Source organism: Aquabacterium sp., from assembly GCF_048860245.1.
GTDB lineage: Bacteria > Pseudomonadota > Gammaproteobacteria > Burkholderiales > Burkholderiaceae_C > Aquabacterium.
In genome coordinates this window covers 1-8,804 of record NZ_JBLIZW010000126.1, presented here as the reverse complement: position 1 = coordinate 8,804, position 8,804 = coordinate 1, and the positions used below count along the sequence as shown (strand labels likewise).

Below are 8,804 nucleotides of genomic sequence, written 5' to 3'. Positions count from 1 at the left end.
GACGTCCACGGTGGCGGGCACGTTCACCGATTCGGTGTCCGAGGCCTGGCCGTCGGTCACGGTCACGTTCACCGCCGGCAGGTCGCCACCGGCGTTCACCAGATCGGCACCCGCTTGCGTCAGCGTCACCACACCGGTGTCCGCGTCGATGCTGTAGTAACCCTTCGGATCGCTGCCCGCCGTCAGGCTGTAGGTCAGCTTGTCGCCCTCGGGATCGACGGCGCTGGCCGTCGTCACCACGATACCCGCAGTAGCACCGCCCTCGGTCAATTGCACAGGCGTCGCCAAACTCAACACTGGCGCATCATTGACGCGCACCACATCTGCAACGTCCGAACCGCTCGAAGTGTGACCAATGGCATCGGTCACCTGAACCGTGACAGTCAGATTAGTCAGGTTGAGCGCATCATCATTGACCGCCGCCACGCCGGCTGCAGTCAGGACAACCTGATTGCCTGAGATCGCGAAATAGCCGTTCGCGTTGTTGAGCAGTGCATAGCTCAACGTATCGCCTGCGTCAGCATCCGCGCCAGCAAACGTCGCAACAGAGGTGCCCACTGCCACAGCATCCTCGGTCACGTCTGTCGCGGTAACAGTGACAGTTGGAATCGCCATCTGGACACCACCCGCATCGGTGGCGTGGCCCACATTGCCTGCCAGATCCGACACGCTGGCTTCAACCGAATAGGCGCCCTCTGCGAGCGGCGTGCTCGGGGTGGCGCTGTAAGAGCCATCAGCCTGGACCACGGCAGTCAGTGTCTGCGTCGCCCCCAAGGCATCGCGCACAGTCAGCGTCACCGTGCTACCGGCAGGCGCATCGGTGACACCGGTAATTGTGGGCGTCAAATCGGCCGTGTTGTCCGGTGCATTGACCGTGATCCCCGGCGCGGTCGTGTCCACAGTGCCCGCATCAATGGCCACACCCGGCACGCCAGTCGCGCTGGTGACGCTCGCCTTGACGGTGTAAGGACCCTCGGCAATATCCGTGGTGGGCGTTACAGAATAGACGCCGCCCGGTTGAACCGTCGTCGTCAATGTTTGTGTGCCACCGCCCGCATCGACGATCTGAATGGTGACCGTGCTGCCGACTGGCGCGTTCGTGGTCCCGTTGATGGTCGGCGTGGTGTCACTGGTGTTGTCTGGCGCGTTGACGCTGACCGTGGGTGCGGTGGTGTCCGACACAGGCTGCGCCAGGATCAAACCTGCTGGCGTGGCCGCAACATCGTCCAAGCGCGACGTACCAGCGAAATTGAACTCCTGCTGAGCGCTTCCAACAGCTTCCGCCACGCGGTCAACGCGATAGCCTTCCGAGAGCGCACTCCCGCCGCCACCGGTCAAACCCGCCGCAGGGGCAGCATCTTCGTCTTGAGACTGCAGCCCTTCAATGGCCTTGTCGATATCACCGGCCAGCAGCTTGGCCTTCGCCGCAGCAAAGCCTCCTGTCTCAGGCGAAATCTGCACGATCCCGTTCTGAGTGGTGAGGATGACCTCGTGCTCCTCGACCTTGTCGCCAACTTTCAGTTGCTCCATGCGACCGTCGGGCAAGCGTCGGAAAGCTTCTCCCCAGATGGCTGTGATGAATCCGGCAGATTTGACGAGGACGGGCATGGCTTGGCCTTACTGTACCTATTTGTAACAACCCCAGTGTATCGATCAAATTGCTCCTAATCTTTAAAAGACGCTTGTCCTTTGCGATATAGATCACGCTTTTTTGAGCTTTCCCAACGTTTCAGCGCGCCACGCCCACTTTACGCAGATCAAATTTGCGTCAAGCGCACGGACGAGCACGATCCTGCACCTCACAGTGCATACCAAGCGTGTCACAAACAAAGAGATGATTAACGCGTCGCGCGCATCATGATCCGGTCGATGTACGACTGCCCGTCAAAGGGCTTACCGGACCGTTGAGACTCCCACACCATCTCGCCCAGGGCCTCCATGGCCTCGTGATGTGCGTCGTGCAAGGAGTTGCGCTTGTGTGCCAAGCGCTCCACCGCAGCCTTGATGCCGCGGGGCTGGTCAATACTGACCTGCTCGGTGATCGAGAGGTGCATCGACAAATGGAGGAAAGGGTTCGTTCGCCCCTCCTCCACCGTGTAAATGGCGGCCACAGCCGCCTCTGCGTCAGCCAGATCCTGATGGTATTCAGGATGCTGAACCATCCAGTCCACTGCCTGCGCTTCCAGCGGCGTCAGTGGCTGGCCAGCCAGGTGCTTGGCCCAAGCCTCACAAAAGAAACGGCGAACCTGCTCCTGACTGGGTGCAAACATGATGGATCAGACGCCCAGCAGTTCGACTTCAAACATCAGCGTGGCGTTGGGAGGAATCACGCCGCCCGCGCCACGGGCGCCGTAGCCCAGTTGAGGGGGAATGACCAGAATGCGGGTGCCGCCCACCTTCATGCCTTGCACGCCTTCGTCCCAACCGCGGATCACGTGACCGGCAGCCAGAGGGAATTCGAAAGGCTGACCACGGTCCTTGCTCGAATCGAACTTGGCGCCGCGCACGCCGCCTTCGTACAACCAGCCGGTGTAGTGCACCGACACAAAGTTGCCAGCCTTGGCTTCAGCGCCGCTACCGACGGTAACGTCTTCGTATTGCAGTCCGGAGGTGGTGGTCACGACAGCCATGGCTTGTCCTTTCAAAAGCGACTCAAAAATGAAAAGAGGCCAGAGTCTAACCTCTGACCTCATGGCGCGCACGTGCGCAGGACATAACCCGCGCAGAACCCGTCAAATCGCCATCAATTGACGGACACCTTCGGCTTCCATGTTTTCACCGCGACCGCGCTGGATGACCTCGCCGCGCTCCATCACCAGATACTGATCGGCCAACTCGGCCGCAAAGTCATAGAACTGCTCAACCAGCACCACAGCCATCTTCTGCCCGTTCAGGCCTTCGTCCGCCAACTTGCGGATGGCACGGCCAATGTCCTTGATGATGCTGGGCTGAATCCCCTCAGTCGGCTCATCCAGAATCAACAGTTTGGGGCCCGCAGCCAAGGCCCGCGCAATGGCCAATTGCTGTTGCTGCCCGCCCGACAAGTCCCCGCCCCGGCGGTGCATCATCTGTTTGAGCACCGGAAACAGCTCAAACAGTTGCTCGGGCACCGGCGTGCTGCCCGGCTTGCTTGCCAAACCCATCTGCAGGTTCTCGGCCACCGTCAAGCGACCGAAAATCTCACGCCCCTGGGGAACGTAGCCCACCCCCAGGCGCACCCGCTCATAGGGCTTGAGCTTGTCAATGGCCTGGCCATCGAGCTTGATCGCGCCCGACTTGATGGGCACCAGGCCCATCAGGCTCTTGAGCAAGGTGGTCTTGCCCACGCCATTGCGGCCCAACACCACGGTGACCTCGCCCACCTTGGCCTCGAAATCCAGCCCGCGCAAGATGTGCGAGCCCCCGTAGTACTGATTCACGGCTTCGACAGTCAGCATCTTGTTCTTCCTTAGCGGCCCAGGTACACCTCAACGACCTTGTCGTTGGACTGCACCTCAGCCAATGTCCCCTCGGCCAGCACCGAGCCCTCATGCAACACCGTGACCTTCTTCTTGGCGGCGTTGGCACCTTGCGTGGTCAGCTCGTGGATGAACTTCATGTCGTGCTCGACCACCACCAGCGAATGCGCGCCTTCCAATGACAGGAACAGCTCCGCCGTGCGCTCGGTTTCTTCGTCGGTCATGCCCGCCACCGGCTCGTCCAGCAACAGCAGCTTGGGGTCCTGCATCAGCAACATCCCAATTTCCAGCCATTGCTTTTGACCGTGCGACAGCAAGCCCGCCGTGCGCTGCGCCTGATCCTTCAAGTGAATCAGCTGCAACATGGCGCCGATGCGGTCCAACTGCTCGCCACTCAAGCGGAAGAACACCGACGACCGGGCCCGACGGTCCGCCTTCAGCGCCAACTCCAGGTTCTCGAACACGCTCAGTTGCTCGAACACCGTGGGTTTTTGAAACTTGCGGCCAATGCCGATCTGGGCAATTTCGTTCTCGCGCAGGCTCAGCAGGTCAATGGTCGAGCCAAAAAACGCCGAGCCGCTGTCGGGCCGTGTCTTGCCAGTGATGACATCCATCATCGTGGTCTTGCCTGCGCCGTTGGGCCCGATGATGCAGCGCATTTCACCCACAGCGATGTCCAGCGACAGCTTGTTCAAGGCCTTGAACCCGTCAAAGCTCACCTCGATGTCATCCAGATACAGGATGCGCCCGTGGGTCAGGTCCAGTTTGCCGGCTTCCAGCACACGGCCGTAGGCCGCCTCGCGCCCACCCGACTCACCGCTGTGGTCAACCGCTTTTTCTGCACGGGCCCGAACAGCGGAGCCCTCTTCCATCAACTCGGGGGTCATGCCTTCACCTCGGTTTTCTTGTTGAACAGCTTCTTGATGCCGCCGACGATGCCATCCGGCAAGAACAGGGTCACGGCAATGAACAGCGCGCCCAGGAAGTACAACCAGAACTCGGGGAAGGCCACGGTGAACCACGACTTGGCCCCGTTGACGAAGAACGCGCCAATGATCGGCCCGATCAGCGTGGCTCGCCCGCCCACCGCTGCCCAGATGGCGATCTCGATCGACGATGCGGCCGACATTTCGCTCGGGTTGATGATGCCCACCTGAGGCACATACAAGGCGCCCGCAATGCCACACATCACTGCAGACAGCGTCCAGATGGCCAGCTTGTAAGCCAGGGGGTTGTAGCCGCAGAACATGACGCGGTTTTCAGCGTCGCGAATAGCTTGCAACACCCGGCCAAACTTGGTGTTGACCAACCAGCGCGCCATCAGGAAAAAGCCAATCAGCGTCAGCCCGGTGATGACGAACAGCACCATGCGGGTCGAGGGCTGAGCCAGCTGGATGCCCAGGATGCGCTTGAAGTCGGTGAAGCCGTTGTTGCCCCCAAAGCCCGTTTCATTGCGGAAGAACAGCAGCATGGCCGCGTACGTCATCGCCTGGGTGATGATGGAGAAGTACACCCCCTTGATGCGCGAGCGGAAGGCAAAGAAGCCGAACACGAAGGCCAGCAAGCCCGGCACCAGCACCACCAGCAACATCTGGCCCAGGAAGGATTCGCTCAAGGTCCAGTGCCACGGCACCGTCTTCCAGTCCAGAAAGACCATGAAGTCCGGGATGTCCGCACCGTAGCTGCCGTCACGACCGATCTGACGCATCAGGTACATGCCCATGGCATAGCCCCCCAGCGCAAAGAACAGGCCGTGGCCCAGCGACAAGATGCCGGTGTAGCCCCAGATCAGGTCCATGGCCAGCGCACAGATGGCGTAGCACATGATCTTGCCCACCAGAGACAGGGCGTAGTCAGACAAATGGAAGGCCGAATCCACCGGCACCACCAGGTTCAAGACGGGCGCCAGCACCACCACCGTGATCACGGCGGCCATCACGGCCGTCCAGCCCTTGGCACCCAGCGCACTGCCGGGCACCGTCACGCCAGTCGGCATGGAAGAAGTCATCACTGCACTCATGTTTGTGTCCTCAGGCTTCGGCACTGCGGCCCTTCATGGCGAACAGACCTTGTGGGCGCTTCTGGATGAAGACCACCACGATGACCAGCACCATGATCTTGGCCAACACGGCCCCCGCCCAACCTTCCAGGAGCTTGTTGATCAGGCCCAGACCCAACGCGGCATACACCGTCCCAGCGATCTGGCCGACACCGCCCAGCACCACCACCATGAACGAGTCCACGATGTAGTTCTGGCCCAAATCAGGCCCCACGTTGCCGACCTGGGACAAGGCGCAGCCGGCCAGCCCGGCAATCCCTGCGCCCAGCGAAAACGCCATCGTGTCCACGCGGGCGGTATTCACCCCCATGCACGACGCCATCGGGCGGTTCTGGGTCACGCTGCGCACAAACAGGCCCATGCGTGTCTTGGCAATCAGCAAGGTCATGCCGACCAGCACGGCCGCGGCAAAGGCGATGATGGCCAGACGGTTGTAAGGCAAGGTCAGGTTGCTCAGCACATCCAGCCCACCCGACATCCAGTTGGGGTTCTCGACCTGCACGTTCTGGGCACCAAACACGGTGCGCACCAACTGCATCAGCACCAGGCTCACGCCCCACGATGCCAGCAGCGTCTCCAGCGGACGGCCGTACAAGAAGCGGAACACCGTGCGCTCGAGCACCGCCCCGACCAGACCGGCGGCCAGGAAGGACATCGGCACCGCCAGCAACAAATACCAGTCAAACAGACCTGGCAAGTATTGACGGAACAGGTTCTGCACCACAAACGTGGCGTAGGCGCCGATCATCATCAGCTCACCGTGAGCCATGTTGATCACACCCATCAAGCCGTAGGTGATGGCCAGCCCCAAGGCCGCCAGCAGCAGGATCGAGCCCAGGCTCACCCCCGTGAACAGAACGCCAGCGTATTCACCCCAGGCCAGTTGACGATTGACCTTGTCCAGCGCGGCCACCAGGGCGCCCTTCACGGCCACATCGGGTTCGGCACCATCCTGCAGACGCTCCATCAGCAGCGCGCGCGATTCCGGGCTGGCGTCATCGCCCAAAGCCTTCACCGCCTCCATGCGTCGGGCAGGGTCTTCGGCCGTCAGCAGTGCCTTGTTGCGCACGGCCTTGAGCTTTTTCAGCAAGGCGGGGTCCTGCTCTGCCGCCAGTGCCTTGTCGATCACAGGCAGCTTGGACTCGTCTGCGGCCGCTGCCAGCGACTCAATGGCCTCGGTACGCACCGCCGCATCCTTGGACGCCAGCTTACCTGCCGCCAGTGCCGCGTCAATCTCGCTGCTCATGCGGTTGTTGTTGACGACATCTTCGGCATCGGCGGGCAAGGCCACTGCCTGGCCACTGGCCGCATCCACTGCCGAGCCATCGTCTTGAATGATGTAAACCTTCTGACCCGACACCTTCACGGCGTCGTTCATCATCGCCTGCAGCAAAGGCGTCAAAGCCGGGTCACCCTTGGGGGCCAGCTTCTGCAATGCCACGATGCGGGCGTCATTATCCCCGCCGGAGATGGCATAGGCCTCTTCGGCCGTCAAAGCATGGGCGCTCGGCACCACTGCCGACACGGCCAAGACCGCCGCCGCCCCCATCGTTGATAACCAGTTATGTAATGTCACAGGCTTGTCCTGCATGGTTGAAACGGTCAAGAAAAAGAGCCCCGTTGGGTACCCGCCAACGGGGCTAACCGCTCTGTTTCCACTGATGCCCGCCATTGGCGAGGGCGGGCGCTCGCAAGAATCACAGGACCCGGATCACTTGGCTTCCGGCTCGTCCTTCTTCTTGTCGTTGCCGGGGATGTAGGGGCTCCAAGGTTGGGCCTTGACGGGACCTGGGGTCTTCCACACCACCTTGAACTGACCGTCGGCCTTCACTTCGCCGATGAACACGGGCTTGTGCAGGTGGTGGTTCTTCTCGTCCATCTTGGACATGAAGCCGCCAGGTGCCGGGAAGGTTTGACCGGCCATGGCCTTGATCACCTTGTCCACATCGGTCGAACCGGCCTTCTTCACAGCCTGCGCCCACATGTTGATGCCGATGTAAGTGGCTTCCATCGGGTCGTTGGTCAGGGGTTTGTCCTTGTGACCGGCGATGTTCTTGGCCTTGGCGTAAGCCGACCACTTCTTGATGAAGTCTGCATTGGTCGGGTTCTTGATGGACATGAAGTAGTTCCAGGCAGCCAGGTGGCCGACCAGGGGCTTGGTGTCCACGCCGCGCAACTCTTCTTCACCCACCGAGAAGGCGACCACCGGCACGTCCTTGGCCTTCAGGCCCTGGTTGCCCAGTTCCTTGTAGAACGGCACGTTGGAGTCCCCGTTGATGGTGGAGACCACGGCGGTCTTTTTGCCTTCAGACGAAAACTTCTTGATCTTGGCGATGATGGTCTGGTAGTCGGCATGACCGAAGGGGGTGTACTCCTCCATGATGTCGGCATCGGCCACGCCCTTGGACTTCAGGAAGGCGCGCAGGATCTTGTTGGTGGTGCGGGGGTACACGTAGTCGGTGCCCAGCAGCACGAAGCGCTTGGCCGAGCCGCCGTCCTTGCTCATCAGGTATTCCACTGCGGGAATGGCCTGCTGGTTGGGCGCGGCGCCGGTGTAGAACACGTTCTTCTCCAGCTCTTCACCCTCGTACTGAACGGGGTAGAACAGCAGGCCGTTGTTTTCCTTGTAGACCGGCAGCACCGACTTGCGCGAGACCGAGGTCCAGCAGCCGAAGGTCACAGCCACCTTGTCTTGCGTCAGCAACTGCTTGGCCTTTTCGGCGAACAGAGGCCAGTTGGAGGCCGGGTCCACCACCACGGGTTCGAGCTTCTTGCCCAGCAGGCCGCCCTTGGCGTTGATCTCGTCGATGGCCATCAGGACGGTGTCCTTCAGCACGGTTTCGGAGATGGCCATGGTGCCCGACAGCGAGTGCAGCACGCCGACCTTGATGGTGTCGGCGGCCTGGGCCATGGAACTGAAAGCAAGGCCGGCCACGCACAGGGCGACAGCGGTCAGGGAGGCAGTGGCACTGCGGCGAGAGATGTTCATGGGAAGCGCTCCTTGGAGACGGTGGGTTGAACGAATCAGAGTGAATTCAGTGTGCCCACCAGGGCCGAAGCGAGGAATACGCCATGTGGCGTACGAGTGGCGTATGGGTGGCGTTTGAAGGTGCCGCCATGACGTCAGATGCCCCCGTGCGACACTGTCGGCATGAGCGAGCAAGCGCGGCTGCACCAAAACAGCCAGACCCTTTCCCTGAGTTTCGAGTCGTCCCTGATCCAGAGCTGCATGAGCCTGTCAGACCCCGATGAGTTGGTGCTGGACTACACCCGCGCGATGATGGGTT

8 protein-coding genes are annotated in these 8,804 nt (G+C 61.2%); all 8 read right to left on the bottom strand.

The features are described 5' to 3' along the window. Positions 1-1,608, bottom strand: a 1,608-nt coding sequence (locus ACMV18_RS14440) for an Ig-like domain-containing protein (RefSeq protein ID WP_420818416.1), incomplete at its 3' end; no start/stop codon positions are given. Between the two features lie 230 nt (positions 1,609-1,838). Continuing rightward, positions 1,839-2,270, bottom strand: coding sequence for a DUF1841 family protein (locus ACMV18_RS14435; RefSeq protein WP_374259304.1), 432 nt, complete (start codon positions 2,268-2,270; stop codon positions 1,839-1,841). Positions 2,271-2,276: 6 nt separating this feature from the next. Beyond that, positions 2,277-2,630 carry an FKBP-type peptidyl-prolyl cis-trans isomerase gene (locus ACMV18_RS14430; RefSeq protein WP_374259303.1) on the bottom strand — a complete coding sequence of 118 codons (354 nt, stop codon included), beginning with the start codon at positions 2,628-2,630 and terminating at the stop codon, positions 2,277-2,279. Between the two features lie 102 nt (positions 2,631-2,732). Then, positions 2,733-3,437, bottom strand: coding sequence for an urea ABC transporter ATP-binding subunit UrtE (gene urtE, locus ACMV18_RS14425; protein ID WP_420818414.1), 705 nt, complete (start codon positions 3,435-3,437; stop codon positions 2,733-2,735). Positions 3,438-3,448: 11 nt separating this feature from the next. Then, the gene (gene urtD / locus ACMV18_RS14420) at positions 3,449-4,345 is read right to left on the bottom strand and encodes an urea ABC transporter ATP-binding protein UrtD (RefSeq protein WP_420818413.1); all 897 of its coding nucleotides are present in this window, start codon (positions 4,343-4,345) and stop codon (positions 3,449-3,451) included. Further along, complete coding sequence (gene urtC / locus ACMV18_RS14415; RefSeq protein WP_420818412.1) at positions 4,342-5,478, bottom strand: urea ABC transporter permease subunit UrtC; 1,137 nt, start codon at positions 5,476-5,478, stop codon at positions 4,342-4,344. The genes urtD and urtC overlap by 4 nt, the downstream gene beginning before the upstream one ends. 10 nt (positions 5,479-5,488) lie before the next feature. After that, a complete protein-coding gene (urtB, locus tag ACMV18_RS14410; RefSeq protein ID WP_420818417.1) occupies positions 5,489-7,066 on the bottom strand; it encodes an urea ABC transporter permease subunit UrtB in 1,578 nt (525 codons plus the stop codon). A gap of 162 nt (positions 7,067-7,228) precedes the next feature. After that, positions 7,229-8,506: an urea ABC transporter substrate-binding protein gene (gene urtA / locus ACMV18_RS14405; RefSeq protein ID WP_420818411.1), complete on the bottom strand. Its 1,278-nt coding sequence runs from the start codon at positions 8,504-8,506 to the stop codon at positions 7,229-7,231. Positions 8,507-8,804 lie beyond the last annotated feature (298 nt).

Bases quoted from the DNA above. Each gene is read 5' to 3' on its own strand.
- urtD (WP_420818413.1), bottom strand. From the start codon at position 4,345: ATGACCCCCGAGTTGATGGAAGAGGGCTCCGCTGTTCGGGCCCGTGCA.
- urtA (WP_420818411.1), bottom strand. From the start codon at position 8,506: ATGAACATCTCTCGCCGCAGTGCCACTGCCTCCCTGACCGCTGTCGCC.
- ACMV18_RS14430 (WP_374259303.1), bottom strand. From the start codon at position 2,630: ATGGCTGTCGTGACCACCACCTCCGGACTGCAATACGAAGACGTTACC.
- urtC (WP_420818412.1), bottom strand. From the start codon at position 5,478: ATGAGTGCAGTGATGACTTCTTCCATGCCGACTGGCGTGACGGTGCCC.
- urtE (WP_420818414.1), bottom strand. From the start codon at position 3,437: ATGCTGACTGTCGAAGCCGTGAATCAGTACTACGGGGGCTCGCACATC.
- urtB (WP_420818417.1), bottom strand. From the start codon at position 7,066: ATGGGGGCGGCGGCGGTCTTGGCCGTGTCGGCAGTGGTGCCGAGCGCC.
- ACMV18_RS14435 (WP_374259304.1), bottom strand. From the start codon at position 2,270: ATGTTTGCACCCAGTCAGGAGCAGGTTCGCCGTTTCTTTTGTGAGGCT.